General features: G+C 66.6%; 22 protein-coding genes. 15 read left to right on the plus strand and 7 right to left on the minus strand.

Features of this window, described 5'->3' with window-relative positions; genetic code table 11:
• Positions 1–178: 178 nt before the first annotated feature.
• The 9 genes from ftsZ (at position 179) to dnaE (ending at position 10321) form a co-directional block, all read left to right on the plus strand.
• A complete protein-coding gene (gene ftsZ / locus AC1DEY_RS11425) occupies positions 179–1396 on the plus strand; it encodes a cell division protein FtsZ (RefSeq protein WP_476868028.1) in 1218 nt (405 codons plus the stop codon).
• 115 nt (positions 1397–1511) lie between these two features.
• Positions 1512–2324 carry a laccase domain-containing protein gene (locus AC1DEY_RS11430; RefSeq protein WP_476868029.1) on the plus strand — a complete coding sequence of 271 codons (813 nt, stop codon included), beginning with the start codon at positions 1512–1514 and terminating at the stop codon, positions 2322–2324.
• On the plus strand, positions 2317–3078 hold the full coding sequence (locus tag AC1DEY_RS11435; RefSeq protein ID WP_476868051.1) for a YggS family pyridoxal phosphate-dependent enzyme: 762 nt from the start codon (positions 2317–2319) through the stop codon (positions 3076–3078). The genes AC1DEY_RS11430 and AC1DEY_RS11435 overlap by 8 nt, the downstream gene beginning before the upstream one ends.
• A gap of 87 nt (positions 3079–3165) precedes the next feature.
• A complete protein-coding gene (locus tag AC1DEY_RS11440; protein WP_476868030.1) occupies positions 3166–3696 on the plus strand; it encodes a cell division protein SepF in 531 nt (176 codons plus the stop codon).
• A gap of 137 nt (positions 3697–3833) precedes the next feature.
• Positions 3834–4142 carry a YggT family protein gene (locus AC1DEY_RS11445; protein WP_390202917.1) on the plus strand — a complete coding sequence of 103 codons (309 nt, stop codon included), beginning with the start codon at positions 3834–3836 and terminating at the stop codon, positions 4140–4142.
• A gap of 160 nt (positions 4143–4302) precedes the next feature.
• Complete coding sequence (locus AC1DEY_RS11450; RefSeq protein WP_390202918.1) at positions 4303–5007, plus strand: DivIVA domain-containing protein; 705 nt, start codon at positions 4303–4305, stop codon at positions 5005–5007.
• Positions 5008–5174: 167 nt separating this feature from the next.
• Positions 5175–5753, plus strand: a complete 579-nt coding sequence (gene lspA / locus AC1DEY_RS11455; protein WP_476868031.1) for a signal peptidase II — start codon at positions 5175–5177, stop codon at positions 5751–5753.
• Complete coding sequence (locus tag AC1DEY_RS11460; protein WP_476868032.1) at positions 5746–6720, plus strand: RluA family pseudouridine synthase; 975 nt, start codon at positions 5746–5748, stop codon at positions 6718–6720. Before lspA ends, AC1DEY_RS11460 begins: the two co-directional genes overlap by 8 nt.
• A 43-nt stretch (positions 6721–6763) precedes the next feature.
• Positions 6764–10321, plus strand: a complete 3558-nt coding sequence (gene dnaE / locus AC1DEY_RS11465; RefSeq protein WP_476868033.1) for a DNA polymerase III subunit alpha — start codon at positions 6764–6766, stop codon at positions 10319–10321.
• Positions 10322–10366: 45 nt separating this feature from the next.
• Here dnaE and AC1DEY_RS11470 read toward each other — a convergent pair whose 3' ends face one another.
• Complete coding sequence (locus AC1DEY_RS11470) at positions 10367–10825, minus strand: flavin reductase family protein (protein WP_441410424.1); 459 nt, start codon at positions 10823–10825, stop codon at positions 10367–10369.
• A gap of 196 nt (positions 10826–11021) precedes the next feature.
• On the opposite strand from AC1DEY_RS11470, the gene AC1DEY_RS11475 reads away from it, so the two are divergent.
• The 3 genes from AC1DEY_RS11475 to nrdR all read left to right on the plus strand — a co-directional run bounded on the left by AC1DEY_RS11475 (position 11022) and on the right by nrdR (position 13770).
• Entirely contained in the window at positions 11022–11585 is a 564-nt protein-coding gene (locus AC1DEY_RS11475) for a hypothetical protein (protein WP_476868034.1), read from the plus strand.
• A gap of 139 nt (positions 11586–11724) precedes the next feature.
• Entirely contained in the window at positions 11725–13071 is a 1347-nt protein-coding gene (hisD, locus tag AC1DEY_RS11480) for a histidinol dehydrogenase (protein ID WP_476868052.1), read from the plus strand.
• A 195-nt stretch (positions 13072–13266) separates the two neighbouring features.
• On the plus strand, positions 13267–13770 hold the full coding sequence (gene nrdR, locus AC1DEY_RS11485; RefSeq protein ID WP_476868035.1) for a transcriptional regulator NrdR: 504 nt from the start codon (positions 13267–13269) through the stop codon (positions 13768–13770).
• 141 nt (positions 13771–13911) lie between these two features.
• Here nrdR and AC1DEY_RS11490 read toward each other — a convergent pair whose 3' ends face one another.
• The 3 genes from AC1DEY_RS11490 to map form a co-directional block, all read right to left on the minus strand.
• Entirely contained in the window at positions 13912–14670 is a 759-nt protein-coding gene (locus tag AC1DEY_RS11490) for an SDR family oxidoreductase (protein ID WP_476868036.1), read from the minus strand.
• Between the two features lie 4 nt (positions 14671–14674).
• Positions 14675–15478 (minus strand): polyphosphate--glucose phosphotransferase, encoded by an 804-nt coding sequence (ppgK, locus tag AC1DEY_RS11495; RefSeq protein WP_476868053.1) that lies wholly within the window; start codon positions 15476–15478, stop codon positions 14675–14677.
• A gap of 97 nt (positions 15479–15575) precedes the next feature.
• On the minus strand, positions 15576–16454 hold the full coding sequence (gene map, locus AC1DEY_RS11500; RefSeq protein WP_476868037.1) for a type I methionyl aminopeptidase: 879 nt from the start codon (positions 16452–16454) through the stop codon (positions 15576–15578).
• A 163-nt stretch (positions 16455–16617) separates the two neighbouring features.
• Between map and AC1DEY_RS11505 the strand changes: the two genes are divergently transcribed.
• Positions 16618–16782: an SPOR domain-containing protein gene (locus AC1DEY_RS11505; RefSeq protein WP_018772367.1), complete on the plus strand. Its 165-nt coding sequence runs from the start codon at positions 16618–16620 to the stop codon at positions 16780–16782.
• A gap of 142 nt (positions 16783–16924) precedes the next feature.
• Positions 16925–19048, plus strand: a complete 2124-nt coding sequence (locus tag AC1DEY_RS11510; RefSeq protein ID WP_476868038.1) for a phage holin family protein — start codon at positions 16925–16927, stop codon at positions 19046–19048.
• A gap of 82 nt (positions 19049–19130) precedes the next feature.
• Here the strand turns inward: AC1DEY_RS11510 and AC1DEY_RS11515 are convergent, their stop codons facing one another.
• The 3 genes from AC1DEY_RS11515 to panB all read right to left on the minus strand — a co-directional run bounded on the left by AC1DEY_RS11515 (position 19131) and on the right by panB (position 21603).
• Positions 19131–19901, minus strand: coding sequence for an MBL fold metallo-hydrolase (locus AC1DEY_RS11515; protein WP_476868039.1), 771 nt, complete (start codon positions 19899–19901; stop codon positions 19131–19133).
• 102 nt (positions 19902–20003) lie between these two features.
• On the minus strand, positions 20004–20393 hold the full coding sequence (locus AC1DEY_RS11520; protein WP_441410353.1) for an SHOCT domain-containing protein: 390 nt from the start codon (positions 20391–20393) through the stop codon (positions 20004–20006).
• A 235-nt stretch (positions 20394–20628) separates the two neighbouring features.
• Entirely contained in the window at positions 20629–21603 is a 975-nt protein-coding gene (panB, locus tag AC1DEY_RS11525; protein ID WP_476868040.1) for a 3-methyl-2-oxobutanoate hydroxymethyltransferase, read from the minus strand.
• A 263-nt stretch (positions 21604–21866) separates the two neighbouring features.
• Between panB and glnA the strand changes: the two genes are divergently transcribed.
• Positions 21867–23207 (plus strand): type I glutamate--ammonia ligase, encoded by a 1341-nt coding sequence (gene glnA / locus AC1DEY_RS11530; RefSeq protein ID WP_120954845.1) that lies wholly within the window; start codon positions 21867–21869, stop codon positions 23205–23207.
• Positions 23208–23211: the final 4 nt, after the last annotated feature.

Raw genomic sequence — 23211 nt, forward strand, 5'->3', positions numbered from 1 at the left:
TTGCCGGTATTCGCGCGACACGCCCCGCCGGTTATTGAATGTCCCCGGCATAGGAAATACCGTCACAGACATGAGTTACTTGACATAACTATAACCTTCAAGTCGAAGGTTAAGGTTTCCAGCTTCAAGCAGGACTCGATATGTTTTCGCATTAGTACACGAACAAGGGACACGTAACGTGGCAGCTCCGCAGAATTACTTGGCCGTCATCAAGGTCGTCGGCATCGGCGGCGGTGGCGTGAACGCAGTCAACCGCATGATCGAGGTCGGTCTTCGCGGCGTCGAATTCATCGCCATCAACACCGACGCCCAGGCGTTGCTGATGAGCGATGCCGACGTCAAACTCGACGTCGGGCGTGAGCTGACCCGTGGTCTCGGTGCTGGCGCGAACCCCGAGGTCGGCCGGCAGGCTGCGGAAGACCACGCCGATGAAATCGAAGAGGTCATCCGGGGCGCAGACATGGTCTTCGTCACCGCCGGCGAAGGTGGCGGAACCGGTACCGGCGGCGCCCCCGTCGTGGCCCGCATTGCCCGTTCCCTTGGCGCCCTGACCATCGGCGTCGTAACGCGTCCGTTCACCTTCGAAGGCCGCCGCCGGGCCGGCTCCGCCGAGGCCGGCATCGACGCCCTGCGCGACGAAGTCGACACCCTGATCGTGATCCCGAACGACCGCCTGCTCTCCATCAGCGACCGCAACGTCTCGGTCCTGGATGCGTTCCGCTCCGCCGACCAGGTCCTGCTCTCCGGCGTCCAGGGCATCACGGACCTCATCACGACCCCCGGCCTGATCAACCTCGACTTTGCCGACGTCAAGTCCGTCATGCAGGGTGCTGGTTCCGCGCTGATGGGCATCGGTTCTGCCCGCGGCGAGGACCGTGCCGTCAAGGCTGCGGAGCTGGCCATTGCCTCCCCGCTGCTGGAAGCATCGATCGACGGTGCCCACGGCGTCCTGCTGTCCATTCAGGGCGGCTCGGACCTGGGCCTGTTCGAAATCAACGAGGCAGCCCGCCTTGTCCAGGAAGTAGCCCACCCGGAGGCGAACATCATCTTCGGCGCCGTGATCGATGACGCCCTTGGCGACGAGGCCCGGGTCACCGTGATCGCCGCCGGCTTCGACGACGTCAAGGCCACCTCGCCGTCCATGGACCAGTCCCTGCCGGCCGCGCCGCAGCGCCCTGCGACTGCCGCTCCCGCTCCGGCGCAGGCTCCCGCCTCCGCCCCCGTCCAGCCGCTGCACGCCACGGTTGGTGCCGCCGGCTACGGCGGCTGGGGCCAGCAGCGCCCCTCCGCAGTACCGGCCGACTCCGGCTTCGACGTCGACCTGCCTGCTGTCGTGGAGCCGGACCTCTCCGGCCGGCACTCTGATGACCTGGATGTCCCGGACTTCCTCAAGTAAACCGTTCCGCTTCAGCATGGCACCGCCGTCCGGCGGTGCCATGCTGCTTTGCGGCGGGTTACGGTGGATTGTATGAACGAAAGAATTCCCGGACATGTTGATGGCGGTGTTGTGATTGTTTTGCTGGCGGGCTGAAGTCCGGCCGGGCGTGTGGGTGGCTTTCACCGACGCCGGAGCCGGGAACCTTGCACTGCATGTTGGCGACGACCCCGCGGCTGTCCACCAACGCCGCGCGGAACTCGAAGCGGCCGCCGGTCTTGGCGGACGGAGGTTCCGGTACATGAACCAGGTCCACGGCAACGATGTCGCCATCGTCGGCAGTTCGACGGCGACGTTTGACCCTGCAACCTTGGAAGCAGCGCCTCTGGACTCGGCGGCTCTGGACTTGGCGGCCGTGGACACGGCGGGTGCGGCTCCGGCTGCCCCCACGGCCGATGCCATGGTCACCCGGACCGAGCCGCTGGCCGTCCTGGTGGCGGACTGTGTGCCGGTGGTGCTGGTCGGTGAGGACCTTGCCGGGGACCCTGTCCTCGGCGTCGTGCACGCCGGACGGCCCGGTGTGGCCAACGCAGTCGTACCGGCCGCGGTCGCCCGCCTGCGGGAGCTTGGCGCGGACCGCATCAGCGCCTGGGTGGGGCCCTCAGTCTGCGGCCGATGCTACGAGGTCCCCGAAGGGCTGCGCGCAGACGTCGCCGCGGCCGTGCCCGCAGCGTGGTGCACGACCTCCACCGGCACCCCCGGGCTGGACCTGCCGGCAGGGGTCCGGAGCCAGCTGGAAGCAGCGGGCGTCGAAGTCGAATACTCCGGGGGCTGCACCCTCGAGGACGAGACCCTGTTCTCCTACCGCCGCAACAGCCACACCGGCCGCTTCGCCGGGTTGGCGTGGACGGACCCGACGCACGCGGATCTGGCGCATGGCGATGACTGAGCCGGTAACGGGACCAGGCCACCGGCAGGATGCACTGGAAGGCCCCCGGCTGACCCAGCTGGAGGCKAACCTCGCGGCCGTCCGGCGCAGGATCGACGCCGCGGTGGCCGCCGCCGGCCGGCAGGGGYCACCGCCACGCCTGATTGTCGTCACCAAATTTCACCCTGCGCAGGACATCCGGCGGCTGGCGTCGCTGGGCGTCGCCGACGTCGGGGAAAACCGGGACCAGGAGGCGGCGGAGAAAGCAGCCCAGCTCGAGGACCTCGGCCTGAGCTGGCACTTCATTGGCCAGCTCCAAAGCAAGAAGGCCAAGTCCGTGGTGAAGTACGCGCAGTCCGTGCATTCGGTGGACCGCGCTGCACTGGCTGTCGCACTCGCCAAGGCGATGGAGGCCGAAACGGAACGCACTGGGCGCCCGCCCCTGGATTGCTTCATCCAGGTCAGCCTGGACGAGGACGCCGGGGCGCACCGCGGAGGCGCGGCTCCCGGCGAGGTTCCCGCGCTGGCCGAAGAGCTGGCAGCGGCCCCCGGCTTGCGGCTCGCGGGCGTCATGGCCGTTGCCCCCCTCGGCACGGATCCGGCGGCCGCCTTCGAGAAGCTGGCCGCCATTTCCGGGCGGCTTACAGAACAGTTTCCGCACGCCACGGGGATATCCGCCGGTATGAGCCAGGACCTCGAAGAGGCCGTCCGGTTCGGGGCGACACACCTGCGCATTGGCTCCGATATTCTCGGTCCGCGTCCGGCGCTGCGGTAAGTTCAAAGTATTGGAAGGTAATGGCGGGGATTCCAAGGCTGTCTAGTCATTAAGCGGCCCGCTTACGGACAAGATTAGGAGTCGACCATGGCTGGCGCTCTGCGCAAGACAATGATCTATCTTGGGCTCGCCGACGGCGACGAACATTACGAGTCTGAGCACCCCACACCGCACAAGGATGAGGACGAATCCATGGAGCACGACCGCGAGGAACGACGTGCGCCGGCGCCCGTCCGCGAGGTCCCCCGGGAAGAGCCTCAAGCCGMTGAAGAGGAATATCGCGCACCTGTGACACCCATCAAGCGTGCGGCATCGAGCCGCGAAGAGACCACCGGACTGCGGCAGATCACCACCATCCACCCGCGGTCCTACAACGACGCCAAACTCATCGGCGAAAGCTTCCGCGACGGCATCCCCGTCATTATGAACGTCACCGACATGGGCGAGGCTGACGCCAAGCGCCTCGTGGACTTCTCCGCCGGACTTGTTTTCGGGCTCCGCGGCAGCATCGAACGGGTGACGAACAAGGTGTTCCTGCTCTCGCCGTCGTACATCGAGGTCATTGGCGATGACAAGAAGGCCAGCGAGACACAGGCAAGTTTCTTCAACCAAAGCTAGGCCCGAATATTCGGTACGGATGCCAGGCAGGGAGACCTGCCTGGCATCAGTGCGGAATTATCCGTGTTGAAATAGAAGTGACACTTTCCTTAGGACACTTCGGTATCCGGAATGAACATGGAGATATGAGTTAGCTCATGGGAATTGTTTTCGGGCTCGTCTATATCGCTCTGTTGCTTTTTTTCGTGGCATTGATCATCCGCCTGGTCTTCGACTGGGTGCAGATGTTTGCCCGAAGCTGGCGGCCGCGCGGGATGGCACTCGTGGCCGCCCATGCTGTGTATTCGGTCACGGACAAGCCCCTCAAGCTGCTCCGCCGGCTCATCCCGCCGCTGCGTCTGGGCGGAATCTCATTGGACATCGGCTTCCTGCTGCTGTTCGTGGCCGTCAGCGTGGCGATGTGGATCGTCAAGGGCCTGGTGTACGCCCAGCCGATCGCAGCATAAGCCGCCGCCGCACAGCAGGCGACCTGGGCCGACGCCCAAACTGCTAGAAAACTCCGGTTTGACACTGCGGTGTTGAATTAGAGGAACCAGACCATATTTAGGTACCGTAGTTTTGACGGCCGGAAGGCCTACTGACTAACTAGACCAACGAGGTGACCAGATGGCTTTGACGCCAGAAGACGTTGTCAACAAGCGCTTTCAGCCGACCAAGTTCCGCGAAGGCTACGACCAGGACGAGGTTGACGACTTCCTGGACGAGATCGTCGTCGAACTTCGGCGCCTGAACCAGGAGAACGACGAGCTGCGCAAGAAGCTCGCCGAATCCGGCGCCGGCACGCCTGCCAGTTCCGCAGCCGCCGCACCCGTGGTGGAAAAGGTCCCGGCGCCCGTCAAGGCCGAGAAGGAAGACACCGCCAAGGCAGAAGCCGAGGCCAAGGCAAAGGCGGCAGCAGAAGCCGCCAAGAAGAAGGAAGCCGAGCAGGCCGCCAAGGCTGCCCAGGCTGCCCAGGCAGTCGAACCGGCACGCAACGCTGCCACCCCGGCCTCCGAGTCCGCCGCCGGCCTGCTCGCCATGGCGCAGCAGATGCACGACAAGCACGTCGCCGACGGCGAGCAGCAGCGCGACAAGATCATCGCCGAAGCCCAGATCGAGGCCAGCAGCCTGGTCAACGATGCGCAGGAGAAGTCCCGCAAGATCCTCGGTGCCCTCGAGCAGCAGCGCTCCGTCCTGGAACGCAAGGTCGAGCAGCTGCGCGGCTTCGAGCGTGACTACCGCTCGCGCCTGAAGGCTTACATCGAAGGCCAGCTCCGTGACCTGGATGCCCGCGGCTCCGTCGCGGCCCCCGAGGTTGGCGAAGCCAGCTAGGGCAAAAACCAAGTATTCTGAAAGCCGGTGGCTGGGGACTCCTCTGCCGCCGGCTTTTCATTTTCCCGCATCTTGTTTTTCCCCACTGCGCCGCCGCCGGGTCCGCCGGCCGGCACCAGCCGGGCACCCCACCCCAGTCTCAGCACTGGCTCCCGAACGAAAGCCCTATGACTGACGCACCATCACCAGAGCCCATGCTGCCCGTCGAGGCGGCACAGCCTGTGCACACCCGGCCGCGCCGGGCAAAGCTGTTTGTCCTGTTCGCCGGCTTCGCCGTGTTCGCCTACGTGTTCGACCAGCTGACCAAGCTCTGGGTCACGAGCACCATGACCGAGGGTGAACGGATCCCCGTCTTTCCGCCGCTGCTGCACTGGTTCTACATCCGCAACTCCGGTGCCGCGTTCTCGATCGGCGAGAACGTCACGTGGGTGTTCACGATCATCATGGCGGCTGTGTCCGTCGCGATCCTGCTGCAGCTGCGCAAGCTTGGCTCGCTCTGGTGGGCGCTGGCGCTCGGGCTCCTCCTAGGCGGCGCACTCGGCAACCTGACGGACCGTCTCTTCCGCGAGCCTGCCTTCGCGATGGGCCACGTGGTGGACTTCATCCAGCTTCCGAACTTCGCGATCTTCAACATCGCCGACTCGGCGGTGGTCTCCGCCGTCGTGATCATCTGCCTGCTCACGCTCCGCGGAATCTCCCTGGACGGCTCGCGCCACACGAAGGATACGGTGGCCAAAGATGTCTGAACCTGCAGATCTCCCCGGGGAGCCCGGCGCCGCACCTGCCGGGCCCCGGCGCTTCACCGTCCCGGAAGACCTGGCGGGCGCCCGCGTGGACGCGGGCCTGGCCAGGCTGATGGACATCTCCCGCTCCCAGGCAGCCACCCTGATCGCCGAGGGCAACGTCACCAGCAATGCCAAGCCGGTGGGCAAGTCGCTCAAGCTCGCCCCCGGCACCGTGCTCGACGTCGTTGTGCCGGACCGCAGGGACCCCCTGGAAATCGTGGAGGAAGTAGTGGACGACCTGTTGATCCTGCTGGACGATGACGAATTTGTCGTCATCGACAAACCGGTCGGCGTGGCAGCCCATCCCTCACCCGGCTGGGTGGGCCCCACCGTGGTCGGCGGCCTCGCCGGTCTCGGTTACCGGATTTCGACGTCGGGCGCCCCTGAGCGCGCCGGCATCGTCCACCGGCTCGATGTCGGAACCTCCGGCGTCATGGTGGTCGCGAAGACCGAAAACGCCTACACCGTGCTGAAGCGGGCCTTCAAGGAACGCACCGTGGACAAGGTCTACCACGCCGTCGTCCAGGGCCTTCCCGATCCGCTGGCGGGCACCATCGACGCGCCCATCGGCCGCCACCCGGGCCACGACTGGCGGTTCGCCGTGATCGAAGACGGCCGGGATTCGGTGACGCACTACGAGGTCCTGGAAGCCTTCGGGAAGGCCTCCCTGGTTGAGGTGCACCTCGAAACCGGCCGCACCCACCAGATCCGCGTGCACTTTTCCGCCCTCCGGCACCCCTGTGCCGGTGACCTGACCTACGGCGCGGACCCGCGGCTCGCCGCCACCCTGGGACTGACCCGGCAGTGGCTGCACGCCCGGGAACTGGCCTTCGACCACCCGCGGACGGGGGAGCGGGTGACCGTCACGAGCGAGTACCCACAGGACCTGAAGTATGCGCTCGAGGTCCTGGAATCAGGGAACGCCTGAGCCCTTGCACGTCGCCGTCGCGGCTCGGCACTAGAATGGTGCGGTGACTTCCAGCAACGACTCGTTTGTCCATCTCCACAACCACACCGAGTACTCGATGCTGGACGGTGCCGCCCGGCTCGGTGAGCTGTTCGACGAGACCGAGCGGCTCGGCATGCCGGCCCTGGCCACCACGGACCACGGTTACCTGTTCGGCGCCTTCGACTTCTGGAAGCGGGCCACCGACCAGGGCATCAGGCCCATCATCGGCGTCGAAGCCTACGTGACTCCCGGGACGGCCCGCACGGACAAGACCCGCGTGCGGTGGGGCGAGGAGCACCAGCGCAAGGATGACATCTCCGGCGGTGGCTCCTACACGCACATGACGCTGCTCAGCTACAACAACGTGGGCATGCGGAACCTGTTCCGGGCCTCCTCGATCGCCTCGCTGGACTCGGTCTTCGGCAAATGGCCCCGGCTGGACCGGGAGCTGCTGAACACCTACTCGGAAGGGCTCATCGCCACCACCGGCTGCCCCTCCGGTGAGGTCCAGACCCGGCTGCGGCTCGGCCAGTACCGCGAAGCGGTCGAGGCCGCGGCCGAGTTCCGCGACATCTTCGGCGCGGAGAACTACTTCTGCGAGCTCATGGACCACGGCCTGGACATCGAGCGGCGCGTCACCGGCGACCTCCTGCGCCTGGCCAAGGACCTGAACCTGCCCCTGGTGGCCACCAACGACCTGCACTACACGCACGAGCACGACGCGAAGGCGCACGAGGCCCTGCTGGCCATCCAGTCCGGTTCCACCCTCCTGGAGCCGACCTACGACAACGGCGGCTCGCGCTTTGCCTTCTCCGGCAGCGGCTACTACCTGAAGTCACCGCAGGAAATGCGCGAGCTCTTCCGCGACCACCCGGAGGCGTGCGACAACACGCTGCTGATCGCCGAGCGCTGCAACGTCTCGTTCAACACCGGCGCCAACTACATGCCCCGGTTCCCCTGCCCGGAGGGGGAGGACGAAACCTCCTGGCTGGTCAAGGAAGTGGACAAGGGACTCCAGTACCGCTATCCCAAGGGCATCCCGGACAAGGTCCGCAAGCAGGCCGACTATGAGCTGGAAGTCATCACCTCCATGGGCTTCCCGGGCTACTTCCTGGTGGTGGCCGACTTCATCAACTGGGCCAAGAACAACGGCATCCGGGTCGGTCCCGGACGCGGCTCCGGTGCAGGCTCCATGGTGGCGTACGCCATGCGCATCACCGACCTCGACCCGCTGCACCACGGCCTGATCTTTGAGCGCTTCCTCAACCCGGACCGCGTCTCCATGCCTGACTTCGACGTCGACTTCGATGACCGGCGCCGCTCCGAAGTGATCGACTACGTCACGCGTAAATACGGCGACGAGCGCGTGGCCATGATCGTCACCTACGGCACCATCAAGACCAAGCAGGCCCTCAAGGACTCCTCACGCGTGCTGGGTTACCCGTTCAGCATGGGCGAGACGTTGACCAAGGCACTGCCGCCGGCCGTGATGGCAAAGGACATTCCGCTCGCGGACATCCAGAACCCCCAGTCCAAGCGCTACGGCGAGGCCGGTGACTTCCGCCAGCTGATCAGCACGGACCCGGAGGCTGCCAAGGTCTTCGAAACGGCACTGGGCATCGAAGGCCTGAAGCGGCAATGGGGCGTGCACGCCGCCGGCGTCATCATGTCCTCGGATCCCATCATCGACGTGATTCCGATCATGCGCCGCTTCCAGGACGGCCAGGTCATCACCCAGTTCGACTATCCGACGTCCGAAGGCCTTGGCCTGATCAAGATGGACTTCCTCGGGCTGCGAAACCTGACGATCATTTCCGATGCCCTGGAAAACATCAAAATGAACCGCGGCGTCGACCTGGACCTCGAAACCCTCGAGCTGGACGACACGGCGTCCTACGAGCTGTTGGCCCGCGGAGACACGCTGGGCGTTTTCCAGCTCGACGGCGGGCCCATGCGCTCCCTGCTCAAGCTGATGAAGCCTGACAACTTCGAAGACATCTCCGCCGTGCTGGCCCTCTACCGGCCCGGGCCCATGGGCGCCAACGCCCACACCGACTACGCGCTGCGCAAGAACAAGATCCAAGAGGTCATCCCGATCCACCCGGAGCTCGAGGAACCGCTCTCCGAAATCCTCGGCGGCACGTACGGGCTGATCGTGTACCAGGAGCAGGTCATGGCCGTGGCGCAGAAGCTCGCCGGCTATACCCTGGGCCAGGCCGACATCCTGCGCCGCGCCATGGGCAAGAAGAAGAAGTCCGAGCTGGACAAGCAGTTCGCCGGCTTCTCCCAAGGCATGCAGGACAACGGCTACTCCATGGCCGCGGTCAAGACCCTCTGGGACATCCTGCTGCCGTTCTCCGACTACGCCTTCAACAAGGCGCACTCGGCCGCGTACGGCGTGATCTCCTACTGGACCGCCTACCTGAAGGCGCACTACGCCCCGGAGTACATGGCGGCCCTGCTGACCAGCGTCGGCGACGACAAGGACAAGTCCGCGATCTACCTCAACGAATGCCGGCGCATGGGCATCACGGTGCTGCCGCCGGACGTCAATGAGTCAGCGCTGAACTTCACCCCGGTTGGCACCGACATCCGCTTCGGCATGGGCGCCATCCGCAACGTCGGCGTGAACGCCGTCGAAGCCATGGTGGCGGCGCGCGAAAAGGAAGGCGCCTACACGTCCTTCAAGGACTACCTCATGAAGGTCCCCGCGGTGGTCTGCAACAAGCGCACCATCGAATCCCTGATCAAGGCCGGCGCCTTCGACTCGCTCGGCCATCCCCGCCGTGCCCTGGCCATGATCCATGAAGAAGCGATCGACTCCGTCATCACCCTCAAGCGCAACGAGGCGATCGGCCAGTTCGACCTCTTCGCCGGCTTCGAGGACCAGGAGCCCGAGGCGTCGCTCAGCACGGAAATCCCGGACCTGCCGGAATGGGAGAAGAAGGACAAACTGGCGTTCGAGCGCGACATGCTCGGCCTCTACGTCTCCGACCACCCGCTGCAAGGGCTGGAAGGGCTCCTGAGCCAGCACGCCGACCGGTCGATCACCTCCATCATCGCCGAAGACGGCCCGCCGGACGGCTCGATCGTGACCATCGCGGGCATGATCACCTCACTCAGCCGAAGGATCGCCAAAGCCAGCGGCAACGCCTACGCCCGCGCCGAAATCGAGGACCTCGCCGGTTCCATGGAGGTCATGTTCTTTGGCCAGGTCTACGGCCCCATCGCCTCGGTGCTGGCGGAGGACCTGATCGTGGTGGTCAAGGGCCGCCTGCAACGGCGCGACGACGGAGCCGTCACCTTGAACTGCATGGAACTGTCCGTCCCGGACCTCAGTGACAGCCAGAACGGGCCCGTGGTCATCACCATGGCCACGCACAAGGCCACCGAGGCCGTCGTGACCGAGCTCGGCGACGTCCTGCGCACCCACCGCGGCAATTCCGAGGTCAGGCTGCACCTGCAGGGCGACACCCGGGTAGAGGTGATGGGCCTGCCGGTGCATCTGCGGGTCAATCCGAGCCCGTCACTGTTCGGCGACCTGAAGGTGCTGCTCGGCCCGACCTGCCTGGACAATTAATCCGGGCGGGGAACCAGCGCGGCGGCGGCCCCTGGAGCCCGGCGCTCAGATTTCGTAGTCGAGCGGAACAGGCTGGCCGTACGCCCCGGAGTGATAGAGCAGGGGAGCGCCGTCCTCGCCCACCTGGCCCTCCACTACCTCAACCACCACGACGGCATTGTTCTCGAACGAGAGCCGCATCTGGACTTTGCCGATCAGCCAGCCGGCGACACCCTTGAGCACAGGCACGTCATGGGGTCCGTGTTCCCAGTGGTCGCCGTCGAACCGGTTGCCGGCCCGAGCGAAGCGGTCGGCGAGTTCCTGGTTGTCCAGCCCGAGCATGTGGACGCCAATGTAGGTCGTGTTCGCCACGGCCGGCCAGGAACTGGAGGTCCTGGCCATGTTGAACGTGAAGCGCGGCGGCTTGGCGGACAGCGAGGCGACAGAGGTTGCCGTGAATCCGAACGGGACGTCGTTGAAGTTGGCCGTGATGATGGCCACGCCCGCAGCGTGACGGCGGAACATTTCCTTGAACGTTCCTTCGAAAATTCCTTCATCTGTGGCCACTGCGATCCAACTCCCTGCTGCACGTGCGTGTCATGGTTCCTACTCTTCCAGCGTATTGCGCCGGTGATCCAGTAGGACATTTTCTTTACTTCTGCCGTCATGTGCTGCCGGGAGGCGTCATGCGCCGGCGGAATTTCTTGTTACCGTTTGTTGCATGACACAGCCCGCAGTAGACGGCCCCGTCCACCACGACGGGGAGCCCGCGCAGCCGGTGCTGCCCGCGTATCCGGGACAGCAGCCCGGACCCGGCCGGCGGCCCTTGCGGAAGGCCGCGATCATCGCGGCCGCCGGCGTCCCCGTGGGCCTGCTCTGGTGGCTCCTGGCGCCGTCGGGGTTGAACCTGCTGACCGGAAACCCGGACCTCGCGGCCGGCACCAACACCGCAACCTGGCTGCCCAGGGACCTGGTGCTGGCGGGACTGTGCCTGCTCGCCGGATGCGTCGCCGGCTCGTTCGTCGCCGGTTCCAAGCACTACCAGCCCGGCCCCGGCACCGTGATCCTGGTGGTCCTCGCCGGCGTTGCCGGCTCGCTCATCGCCTGGGGAACCGGCGTGCTCAGCGCCCACTTGTGGGGAGCGCCGGCGGACACCTCGGCCAGCGCAAGCGTTGCCTTCTCACTGCGCTCGTATGCCGTCCTCGCCATCTGGCCGGCGGCGATCGCGCTGGCCATCTTCCTGAACAGCCTCTTCCCGGGCTCCGGCGGCAAAGCCCGCCGCTGACCCGCGGCTCCCCGCGGCACAGTGTCGGCTTCCCGCGGCGGGGCCGCGTCACAGCTTCGGGCCGCGTCACAGCTTCGGGCCGGTGCGGCGGGGCACGTAAAATGATCGGGTGAGCCTAACTCCAGACAGCCCCGCCCAGATGACCGCCGCCCTCAACTTCCGCACGGTGGACGTGCGCGGCCAGCACCTGTCCCTCGCTGGACTCCGCGCTGCCGTGCCCCGGGCACAGTCGGGCACCATGGCCGACGCCGAGGGCAAGGTCCTGGACATCATCTCTGCCGTCCGCGCGCGGGGCATCGGCGCCCTCCGGGAGCTGGCACTGGCCTTCGACGGCGTCGAACAGACGCACCCCCGCGTCCCGGCCGAGGCGCTGCGTGCGGCCCTTGAGGGCCTGGATCCCGCCGTGCGCGCCGCCCTCGAGGAATCCATCCGCCGGGCCCGCAGCTTCGCGGACGCGCAGCGCCCGGCGAACATCGACGTCGAACTCGGCGAGGGCGCCGTCGTCAGCCAAAACTGGGTGCCGGTGGCGCGCGTCGGGCTCTACGTCCCCGGCGGCCTGGCCGTCTACCCGTCCTCGGTCATCATGAACGTGGTCCCCGCCCTGGCCGCCGGCGTCGAATCGATTGCACTGGCGTCACCGCCGCAGAAGAACTTCGGCGGCCTCCCGCACCCCACCATCCTGGCGGCGGCCTGCCTCCTGGGCATCGAGGAGGTCTACGCGATCGGCGGGGCGCAGGCCATCGCGGCCTTCGCGTACGGCATCCCGGCCGATGCGTCCGGCAACCTCCCCGGGATCGACCCCGTGGATGTCGTCACGGGTCCGGGCAACATCTTCGTGGCCACCGCCAAGCGGCTGGTCAAGGGCGTCGTCGGGATCGACTCCGAGGCCGGCACCACCGAGATCGCCATCCTCGCCGACTCCACCGCCAGCCCCGCCCTCGTGGCCGCGGACCTCATCAGCCAGGCCGAGCACGACCCCAAGGCGGCGTCGGTTCTGTTCACCGACTCCGAGGCCCTGGCCGCCGAGGTCCGGGTGGAGCTGGAGCGGCAGGCCGCAGCCACGAAGCACTCCAGCCGCGTCCGGGAGGCCCTGTCCGGCCCGCAGTCCGGCGTGGTGCTGGTCGAGGACCTGGAGCAGGGCATCGCCGCCTGCGACGCCTACGCCGCGGAACACCTTGAAATCATGACCGCCGATGCCGCCGGGGTGGCAGCCCGGATCCGCAGCGCCGGTGCGATCTTCGTGGGGGACTACAGCCCCGTGAGCCTGGGCGACTACTGCGCCGGGTCCAACCACGTGCTGCCGACCAGCGGCACGGCCGCTTTCTCCTCCGGACTGAACGTGACCACGTTCCTGCGGGCCATCCAGGTCATCAACTACAGCCGCTCCGCGCTGGAGCAGGTCAGCGGCCACATCGTCAGCCTCTCCGGCGCGGAGGATCTGCCCGCGCACGGCGAGGCCGTCACGGTGCGGTTCGCCGCCCGGTAGCCGGCCCCCAACCACTACATGTAGTAATTACAGGCTTGTTATTCAGCTACATCTAGTCGTAAACTGGGTTCACAGAGCGGCACCGAAACCGCGCTTTTTAAAGATTGGTGCCTTTTTAAGGATTGGCGCCTTCTAAGGATTACCGCCTTTCACGGATTGCGGCTGCTCGAGGATTGCGACAGGGGAGGAAACGAGATGTATTGCCCGTTCTGCCGGAACCCTGATTCGCGCGTCGTGGACAGCCGGATAGCCGACGACGGCTCGGCCATTCGCCGCCGTCGCCAGTGCCCCGAATGCGGGCGCCGCTTCACCACGGTGGAAACCACCAGCCTGACCGTCATCAAGCGTTCGGGCGTCGGCGAGCCGTTCAGCCGCAGCAAGGTTATCAACGGCGTCCGCAAGGCCTGCCAGGGCCGCCCCGTTACTGAGGACGATCTCGCCCTGTTGGCTCAGGAAGTCGAGGAGACGATCCGGGGCTCCGGCGCGGCCGAAATCGAAGCCCACGAAGTAGGCCTGGCGATCCTGGAGCCGTTGCAGCGCCTCGACGAGGTCGCCTACCTGCGCTTCGCCAGCGTCTACCAGGCCTTCGAATCGCTGGAAGACTTCGAAGCGGCGATATCCCTGCTTCGCCATGAGGCGGAGACCAAGGGCCGGGACGGCAAGAACCCGGACAAGAGTCCGCTTCAGGCGCCGTCGTAAGATTTGTGTTCTTAAGTCCCGGGGACTGTTCCGGGTTAACTGGGTCAAAGGGCACCACCACAGACTCCGGTGGTGGCAGCGGAGGGGAAGCCGCGGCCACCACCGGCTCCACCCCGCCTGGCTCGCGGCGGGTCGTTGGATCTAGCGGCCGCCAGCGACCGGGAGCACCGCTCCGGTGATGTAGGAGGCCTCCCCGGACAGAAGCCACAGGACTGCTGCTGCAATCTCGTCGGGCTCCGCGCCGCGGCCCATCGGGATCGTAGGATTGAGCCGCTCCACCCGGTCCGGCATGCCGGCGGCGGCGTGCAGTCCGGTGTTTGTGCTCCCCGGAGCCACGGCGTTAACCCGGATACCCTGCGCCGCGACTTCAGCCGCCAGCCCCACGGTGAGGACGTCGACGGCGCCCTTGGACGCCGCGTAGTGCGCCCACGTTCCGGGCGAACCGGCTTTTGTCGCCGTGGAGGAAATGTTGATGATGGAGCCGCCGTTGCCGCCGTGGTCGCGGCCCAACCTGCGTACCGCCTCCTGGCAGACAAAGATCAGGCCCGCGACGTTGACGTCGAGGACACGGCGGACGGTGTCCTCCGGCACGTCCGCCAAGGGGCCGATCAGGTTCCCGGTGATTCCTGCGTTGTTCACGACGGCGGCCAGCGGGCCCAGGCCCATGGCGGCGTCGAACAGTCCGGACACCGCGGCCGGATCGCTGACATCGGCGCGCACTGCCTGCGCAGTTCCCCCGCTCCCGGTGATGGCATGTACCACCTCAGCGGCACCGGCGGCGTCGTTGGAGTAATTGACTACGACGGCGTAGCCGGCTGCCGCGGCACGCAGGGCGATCGCCGCCCCGATGCCGCGGCTGGCGCCGGTGACGATAACGACCCCAGAGCCTCGCCCGGTCATGGGGCTACTTGGCCAGCTTGTGCTTCAGCGCGATCTCGACGGCCGCGCCCACGATCCCGGCGTCGTTCTTCAGTTCGGCCGGAACGATCGGAGTGCGCAGCTTCATGTGCGGCAGGTACTCGTCGGCACGCTTGGAGATGCCGCCGCCCACGATGAAGAGCTCGGGGGAGAACAGGAATTCGACGTGGGAGAAGTAGCGTTGCAGCAGCACGCTGTACTGTTCCCAGCTGAGGCCGTCGCGCTCACGGGCCACGGCCGAGGCCTTGGTCTCGGCGTCGAAACCGTCGATCTCCAGGTGGCCGAGTTCGGCGTTGGGAACCAGCTTGCCGTCGAAGATGAAGGCCGAACCGATGCCGGTGCCCAAGGTGATCACCAGGACGGTGCCATCGACTCCTTCGCCGGCACCGAAGCGGGCCTCGGCGAGGCCGGCGGCGTCGGCGTCGTTGATGACCTCCACGGGACGGCCGAGGCGTGCCGTGAGCATGCCGTCGATGTCGGCCTCCAGCCACGACTTGTCCACATTGGCGGCCGAGTGGACCACGCCGTGCTGGATGATGCCCGGGAAGGTGACGCCCACGGGGGTGTCGGAGTCGGGGGCGTCGGGACGGGCGGAGAGCTCGGCAGCGACCTGCGCCACGACTTCGGCCACGGATTCGGGGGTGGAGGGCTGCGGCGTGGGGATGCGCACGCGGTCGCCGATCAGCTTGCCCTTCTTCAGGTCCACGATTCCGCCCTTGATACCGGTGCCGCCGATGTCAATGCCGATCAGATGGGCGTTCTTCTTCGACTTCTCGTCCTTCTTGGCCAATGTCATTCCGTTCGTGGCAGGGGCGGGCGGTAGGAGCCGGACAAGGCCGGCGGGTGAAGAGCAGGGTGATGCAGTGAAATACCGGGTGTTGMGCGAGTCAGGGCAGCGTGAGGACCTCGGCGCCGGACTCCGTGACGAGCAGGGTGTGCTCGAACTGGGCTGTGCGCTTGTGGTCGCGGGTCACGACCGTCCAGTCATCGGCCCACATGTCCCAGTCAACGGTGCCCAGGGTCAGCATCGGCTCGATCGTGAACACCATACCGGTTTCCATGACTGTGTTGTATGCCGGCGCGGCGTCATAGTGCGGAATGATCAGCCCGGTGTGGAAGGCTTCGCCCACTCCGTGTCCGGTAAAGTCGCGGACCACGCCGTAGCCGAATCGCTTTGCGTAGGACTCGATGGCCCGGCCGATCACGTTGATCTCGCGTCCCGGCGCTACGGCCCGGATGGCGCGGTTCAGTGATTCCTTGGTGCGCTCGACGAGGAGGCGGGATTCCTCATCGACGTCGCCGACCAGGAACGTGTAGTTGGTGTCGCCATGCACGCCGCCGACGAAGGCCGTGATGTCGATGTTGAGGATGTCGCCGTCCTGGACCACGGTGCTGTCCGGGATCCCGTGGCAGATGACCTCATTGAGTGAGGAGCACAGCGACTTCGGAAAGCCCCGGTAGCCCAGGGTGGACGGGTACGCGTTGTGGTCCAGCAGGAATTCGTGGCCTACCCGGTCCAGGTGGTCCGTGGTGACACCGGGCTCGATGTGCTTGCCGACTTCCACGATGGCCTGGGCCGCGATCTTGGCGGCGATCCGGATCTTCTCGATGGTCTCTGCCGACTTGACCTCTGATCCCGTGAACTTCGCCGGACCGGGCTTGCCCACATATTCCGGCCGCGCGATGGACGGCGGCACAGCAAGCTGCGGGCTCACTGTGCCCGGGACAAGCGTGCCGATGGGTGCAGTTGAGGCTAGAGAAGGCATAGATTGATCATATAAGCAGGCGGGCGAAGCCCGTAAATACAGCCCGGAAAACAGAGCCGGAAAACAGAGCCGGAAAACTGAGCCGGAAAGACGGCCAGCAAAACAGCCGTAAGAACAGCTGCAAAAACAGCCTGAATCAGCGGAAATCAGCGAAGGAGCACCGATGCCCGAATACTGGTACAACGTCAACACTCACGAGATCGAGGAAGACGCGATGTCCGACTGGAGTCAGTTGATCGGACCGTACAAGACCCGTGAAGAAGCCGAGCACGCCCTGGAAAAGGTCAAGGCGCGCAATGAGGCGTGGGACAAGGACGAGGACGACTAACCCGTTCCGCCTAACCCGTTCCGTTTGACCCGTTCTACTTGTCCCGTTCTACTTGTCCCGCCGGGCCCTGATACTTCTCGGGCCGTGATTCTCACCCGGTGAGGGTGAGTGCCGGCCGGTGACCTCCGGCCATACTGGGAAAATGCCGACGAGCGTTATCCGCACCCGCGGCGTCCGAGTCACCGACCTGGCGAGGCTGGCCGTCGCCTGGGCTGCCTCGACTGTTGCCCTCATTATTACCGGCGCGCTGCTCCCGGGGTTCTCGGCAACGAGCTGGTGGGCCTACGCCGCGGTGGCAGCGGCGGCCGGGGTCGCCGGTCTGGTCCTGCGCCCCGCACTGGTGGAGATCTCGGCCAGGGTGGGCTGGACGGGAGTGATTCTTACGGCCCTGATCGGCCAGGCCCTGATCATGTACGTCGCGATCCGCCTGGTGCCCGGCATCGAGTCGACAGTATGGACCGCCATTGCGGCAACCTGGGTCAGCGCCATTGTGGGCACGCTCATTTCGTGGGCCACTACCGCCGGCACTGATGACGGCCTGATTACCTCGTTGGCCGGACGGGCGCGGCGACCGGAAACGGTGAGTGATCCGGAGGTTGACGGCGTCCTGTTCGTCCAGCTCGACGGCGTCCCCTTCCCGGTGCTGCAGTGGGCAGTCCAGTCCGGGGCCGTACCGCACATCCGGCGCTGGCTGACATCGGGCGATTACAAGATCCGCGAATGGACGCCCCAGCTGCCGTGCACGACGCCGGCCAGCCAGTTTGGCATTCTGCACGGCACCGTCGATGGGATCCCTGCGTTCCGGTGGTACGACCGTGAGCTCGGCCGGGTCCTAGTGGCCAACCGTCCGGCAGACGCCCGGGTGATAGAGGAAAGGCACACCACCGGCCTAGGCCTGCTCTGCGACGACGGCGTTTCCATTTCAAACCTGTTCACCGGAGACGCGCCCCGATCGTTGCTGACCATGAGCCGGGTGGAAGTCGGCCGCGGCTCCACCCAAACCCGCCGCGCCTTCGCCTGGTTCTTCGCTTCGCCGAACGGATTCATGCGCAGCTTCACACGGACCGTCGGGGAGATCCTCAAGGAGCGTTGGCAGGCCCGACGGCAAGTCAAACGCAACCTGGACCCGCGTGTGCACCGGGACTGGACCTTTGCCCTCCTGCGGGCGGTCACGAACGCCCTCCTGCGGGACCTGAACACAGCCCTGGTGGCAGAGGAACTGCGCCGCGGCACGAAGTGCATTTATGTGGACTACGTGGACTATGACGAGATCGCCCACCACGCGGGTGTGTTCCGGCCCGAGTCGCTCGCCGCACTCGATGGCCTGGACCGCACGCTGGGATCCCTGGCCCTGCTGGCCGCGGCCGCTCCCCGCCGCTATCGGCTGGTGATGCTCTCGGACCATGGCCAGTCCCAGGGCACCCCGTTCGCTGACCGATACGGCCAGTCGCTTGGCGATCTGTGTGAGGAACTCATTCATGAACACGTTCAAAACGTGGACGCGTCCGTCGAAGGGCTCGGGCGCGCGGACTCCCTCGCCGGGGACATCGCGGCTGGCGGGATGACCGGGAAGCTCGCCGCCCGTGCCGACGAGATGCTGACCAGGGCACAGCAGACGCCTTCCCGCCAGACTCCGGCCCAGCAGACTCCGGCCCAGCCCAAGCCGGCACAGCAGACTTCACCCCAGCAGACTTCGCCCCCGCAGACTCCGCCCCCGGGCGGCACCGAGGAGGACCCGGTGGTGGTGCTGGGCTCGGGCAACCTGGGCCTGGTCTACGTGCGCGGTGACCGGCGCTGGACCCTCCAAGACCTCGAACGGGAGTGGCCGGCGCTGATTCCCGGACTGGCAGGCCATCCCGGCGTAGGGTTCGTCGCCGGCATCGATGAAGACGGCCAAGAGTGGGCAATCGGGAGCGCGGGGCGCATCAACATCGCAAGCGCTGCCGTGGAGGGCACCGACCCGCTGGCCACCTTCGGGTCCCACGCGGCACGGGTGCTCCGCCGCGCGCTGATGCACCCCGAGGCGCCGGATCTCTACGTCAACAGCACCGTTGACCCGGTGACCGACGACGTCGCCGCGTTCGAAGGCCTGGTCGGATCCCACGGCGGCCTGGGCGGGTGGCAGGACCGCGCCGTGCTGCTCGGCCCGGCCGATCTCATGGCCGGCCTGCCCGAGCGGATCGAAGGTGCCGATGCGCTGCACAGGGTGCTCGTGGGGATGCTCGAGGCCAGTGGCCAGCGCACCGCGACGGCGTTCCGCGGATGATCGACCGCCGGTTCGCCCCCGCCGGCGGTCCGGTCCTGCTCCGGTGGATCCAGTGCTGTTCCGGTAGCTGCCGGAGGCCGGCTCAGGGCGGCAGCACCCACGATTCGCCGGGTGCGAGGACCACCGCGGTGCAGCCCGGAGCCTGCTCCGCCACGGCGTCGGCAAAGCGGCGCCCGGGCTGTTCGAGCCAGGTCCGGGCGAAGAGTGTGACCATAGGCGGGTGCAGCGTTCCCCAATGCACCGGCACGGCGAATCGGGCGCCGCTCATCGCCACAGCCCGGGCCGCGCTCTCCGGAGTCAGGTGTCCCGCCGAAAGCCTGGGTCCCCACCCCCAGACGGGCACCAGGGCCACATCGATGGGCCCGCCAGCCATGACGGGGATCGAGGCCATCTCCGGATACAGTCCCGTGTCGCCGGCGATCCACACGGTGCCCGACGGTCCCCGGACCAGCTGTCCGTTGGCGTCGTTGGGGCGGTGTGGCATGGGGCGGCTACGGTGCTCGGCCGGCACCTGGCGTATCTGGACCCCGGCCTGGGCTCCGGTGTCTACGGGGGTCCAGTCGTCGCCCAGGGCAACTGCGCGCAGCAGCAGCCGGCGCCTCAACCACTCGACGTTCGCCGGAGCGCTCATCAGCGTCGATCCGTGCAGCATGCGCAGGGAGCGCAACTCCGCGTGGTCGTGGTGCAAGTGGGAGAGGAGTACAACGTCCGGCCGGCTCCACGCCGTCGGGGCCGGCCGCGGTGCCAGGCGTCGCAGCAGTCCCGCATGAGGACGAAGCAACGGATCGGTCAGGATCCGTGCCCCGTCGATGTCCAGGACCACTGTGGAGTGACCCAGCCAGGTGAGTCTCATGGCTTCCCTTGCCCCGCCCAGGGCGGTGGCCGCGAGGGCGGGGCGTAGGCCCGTTGACTGTGTCAGATGTCGGCGTCTGGTGTTCTACGTCAGGCGTCCGTGTCAGGCCAGGGCCTTTGTCTTGAGGGAATCAAACTCGGTCTGGTTGATGGCTCCGGAATCAAGCAGAGCCTTGGCATCGGCGATCTGGGCGGCCGGACTGGCCGACTTGCCTGCGACCTGCTGGATGTACTGCTGCTGGGCGGCCTGCTGCTCGGCAACGGCCTTCATCGAGCGTTCCGTCATGCTGCGGCCCCGGGCAATCAGGTAGATAAGTGCGCCGAGCCACGGCACGAAGACGAGCAGTATTACCCAGCCGGCCTTGGCCCAGCCGCTCAGCGTGTGGTCGCCGAACATGTCAATCAAGCAGCGGAACCACACCATCAGCGCGGCGATCCAGATGAAGAACCAGAAACTCCACAGGATGACGTTCCAGAAGTTACCCGTGTCCATCGCTACTCCTCTCTAAGTGTCCGCCGGTGTCTGGCCCATCGCTTCATGCACGAATTTGGGTCGGCGGAACAACTGCCCAGGTCCTGTTGCGGGCCTTTGATGTCAGCGTGCCCGGACTCCCGGCGCAACGCATCCTCCGAGAAGGATGAGGTATCGCCGCAGGTCACGCTGTGGACATCAGGAGCGAATGCCTTCTGGGCACTCGGGTGGCTTGGAAAGAGGGCTCCGAGAAGGCTTAGAAGGAGTGCTCCGGGCCGGGGAACTGGCCGGAACGGACGTCCTCGCCGTAGGCCGTGGCGGCGTCACTGAGTGAGGTCCGCAGGTCAGCGTACTGCTTGACGAATTTCGCCATCTTTCCACCCCGCAGGCCCGCCATGTCCTGCCACACCAGGACCTGCCCGGTGGTGGCGTTGCCGGCGCCGATGCCGACGGTGGGGACCTCGACGGCGGCATCCACGGCCGCYGCCGTCGCGGCCGGGACCATTTCCATCAGTACGCAGAACGCGCCGGCTTCGGCCAGCGCGACGGCGTCCTCGATCAGCCGCTCGGCGTCATCGCCGCGGCCCTGGACCCGGTAGCCGCCGAGGGCGTGCTCGCTCTGCGGGGTGAAACCGATATGCGCCATGACGGGAATGCCGGCCTGGACCATGGCGCGGACCGTCTCGGCGTAGAACTTCCCGCCTTCGATCTTGACCGCGTGTGCCAGGCCCTCCTTGAGGAACCGGACGCCGGTGGCCACCGCCTGCTGGGCGGAGACCTCGTAGCTGCCGAAGGGCAGGTCCGCCACCACCAGGGCCCGCCGCGCGGAACGGGCGACGGCCCGGCACAGAGGAAGGAGCTCGTCAACCGTCACGGGAAGGCTGGTCTCGTTGCCGAAAACGTTGTTGGACGCCGAATCACCCACCAGCAGCACCTCGATGCCGGCCTGGTCAAAAATCTCGGCGGTGTACTGGTCATAGGCGGTCAGCATGGCGAAGCGCTCACCGTTGACCTTGGCCTGGTGCAGATGATGCGTGCGGATCCTGGCCGCCGGCTTCCGGGACGCATCGGCTGTCCCGCCAGCGGCACTACCACCGCCACCACCAGGGGCAATACCAGCGGCGCCGCCGCCGGTTCCGCCGGCTCTAGCCACCGAGGCCGCCGGGCCGGTGCCGTAGGGGGCCGCAAGTTCTGCGGGCGTGCTGGAATCAGAGCTGTTGCTTGTGGCCATGCCACGAGCGTAGTGCGATACGTGGCGTTGCAGCCACCCGGGGAACTGGCCCGGGCCAGTGAATCACGTCACTCGGGCGCCCCGCGCCGATGGCCAACGCCGCCCCGCGCCGCGAAAACCTCCGCCTTTGTGTTAACGGTGTGTTACGCGGGGGTCCGGCTTCAGCAATCGGTGGCAATGATTAGTAAAGTGAATCGTGAGCAACCGCGGGGCCCATGAAAGGCCGGGCCTGGGGCGGATGGAAGAACCGGAAAGAGGCCAGAATGGACCGCCAGCAAGAGTTTGTCCTGCGGACGATCGAAGAGCGCGATGTGCGGTTTGTGCGCCTTTGGTTCACCGACGTCGTGGGATCGCTCAAGTCCGTGGCCCTGGCCCCGGCCGAAGTGGAAGGCGCATTCGAGGAAGGGCTCGGATTCGACGGGTCATCGATCGAAGGCCTGGCCCGCGTCTTTGAATCCGACATGCTCGCCCAGCCGGATCCGGCCACGTTCCAGATCCTGCCGTGGCGCGGCGAGACAGAGGCGACCTCGCGGATGTTCTGCGACATCCTGACGCCCGACGGCGAACCGTCCGCAGCCGACCCGCGCAACGTCCTCAAGCGGACCCTGGCCAAAGCCGCGGACATGGGCTTCACCTGCTACACCCACCCCGAGATCGAGTTCTACCTGCTCAAGTCCCAGCAGCCGGGCCCGGACGGGTCGCCGGTCCCCGTGGACGAGGGCGGCTACTTTGACCACGTTCCTGGCGGCGTGGCCCAGGACTTCCGCCGCACCGCCGTGACCATGCTCGAATCCGTGGGCATCTCGGTGGAATTCAGCCACCACGAGGCCGGCCCGGGCCAGAACGAGATCGACCTGCGCTACGCGGACGCCCTGCAGACCGCGGACAACATCATGACCTTCCGGACGGTSATCAARGARGTCGCGCTGCAGCAGGGSACCTACGCCACCTTCATGCCCAAGCCCTTCACGGCCCACCCCGGATCCGGCATGCACACGCACTTCTCGCTCTTCGAAGGTGACACCAACGCCTTCTACGAGGCCGGTGCAGAGTTCCAGCTGTCCGAGACGGCGCGTCAGTTCATCGCCGGCATCCTCAAGCACGCACCCGAATTCACAGCAGTCACCAACCAGTTCGTGAACTCCTACAAGCGGCTCTGGGGCGGGGGAGAGGCGCCGAGCTACCTGAGCTGGGGCCACAACAACCGCTCCGCGCTGGTCCGCGTCCCGCTGTACAAGCCCGGCAAGGGCCAGTCCGCACGGATCGAGTACCGTGGCATCGACTCCGCCGCCAACCCCTACCTGGCCTACGCCGTGCTCCTCGGTGCCGGTCTCAAGGGCATCGAAGAGGGCTACCAGCTCCCCGCGGCGGCCGAGGACGACATATGGTCGCTGAGCTCCGCGGAACGCCGCGCCATGGGCCACGACCCGCTGCCGGCGAGCCTGCACGACGCCATCCGGACCATGGAGGATTCCGAACTCATGCCGCAGATCCTCGGCGAGCAGGTGTTCGAGCACTTCCTGCGCAACAAGCGTGCCGAATGGCAGGACTACCGCCTCCAGGTGACGCCCTACGAGCTGCAGCGCAACCTCGGCATTCTGTAGGCTG

The sequence above is a fragment of the Arthrobacter sp. 05T47 genome (genome assembly GCF_056395825.1).

Bases quoted from the DNA above. Each gene is read 5' to 3' on its own strand.
- map (WP_476868037.1), bottom strand. From the start codon at position 16,454: ATGCCTTCTCTAGCCTCAACTGCACCCATCGGCACGCTTGTCCCGGGC.
- AC1DEY_RS11505 (WP_018772367.1), top strand. From the start codon at position 16,618: ATGCCCGAATACTGGTACAACGTCAACACTCACGAGATCGAGGAAGAC.
- AC1DEY_RS11515 (WP_476868039.1), bottom strand. From the start codon at position 19,901: ATGAGACTCACCTGGCTGGGTCACTCCACAGTGGTCCTGGACATCGAC.
- AC1DEY_RS11510 (WP_476868038.1), top strand. From the start codon at position 16,925: ATGCCGACGAGCGTTATCCGCACCCGCGGCGTCCGAGTCACCGACCTG.
- AC1DEY_RS11445 (WP_390202917.1), top strand. From the start codon at position 3,834: ATGGGAATTGTTTTCGGGCTCGTCTATATCGCTCTGTTGCTTTTTTTC.
- AC1DEY_RS11475 (WP_476868034.1), top strand. From the start codon at position 11,022: ATGACACAGCCCGCAGTAGACGGCCCCGTCCACCACGACGGGGAGCCC.
- AC1DEY_RS11450 (WP_390202918.1), top strand. From the start codon at position 4,303: ATGGCTTTGACGCCAGAAGACGTTGTCAACAAGCGCTTTCAGCCGACC.
- AC1DEY_RS11470 (WP_441410424.1), bottom strand. From the start codon at position 10,825: ATGTTCCGCCGTCACGCTGCGGGCGTGGCCATCATCACGGCCAACTTC.
- AC1DEY_RS11460 (WP_476868032.1), top strand. From the start codon at position 5,746: ATGTCTGAACCTGCAGATCTCCCCGGGGAGCCCGGCGCCGCACCTGCC.
- nrdR (WP_476868035.1), top strand. From the start codon at position 13,267: ATGTATTGCCCGTTCTGCCGGAACCCTGATTCGCGCGTCGTGGACAGC.
- hisD (WP_476868052.1), top strand. From the start codon at position 11,725: ATGACCGCCGCCCTCAACTTCCGCACGGTGGACGTGCGCGGCCAGCAC.
- AC1DEY_RS11490 (WP_476868036.1), bottom strand. From the start codon at position 14,670: ATGACCGGGCGAGGCTCTGGGGTCGTTATCGTCACCGGCGCCAGCCGC.
- lspA (WP_476868031.1), top strand. From the start codon at position 5,175: ATGACTGACGCACCATCACCAGAGCCCATGCTGCCCGTCGAGGCGGCA.
- AC1DEY_RS11520 (WP_441410353.1), bottom strand. From the start codon at position 20,393: ATGGACACGGGTAACTTCTGGAACGTCATCCTGTGGAGTTTCTGGTTC.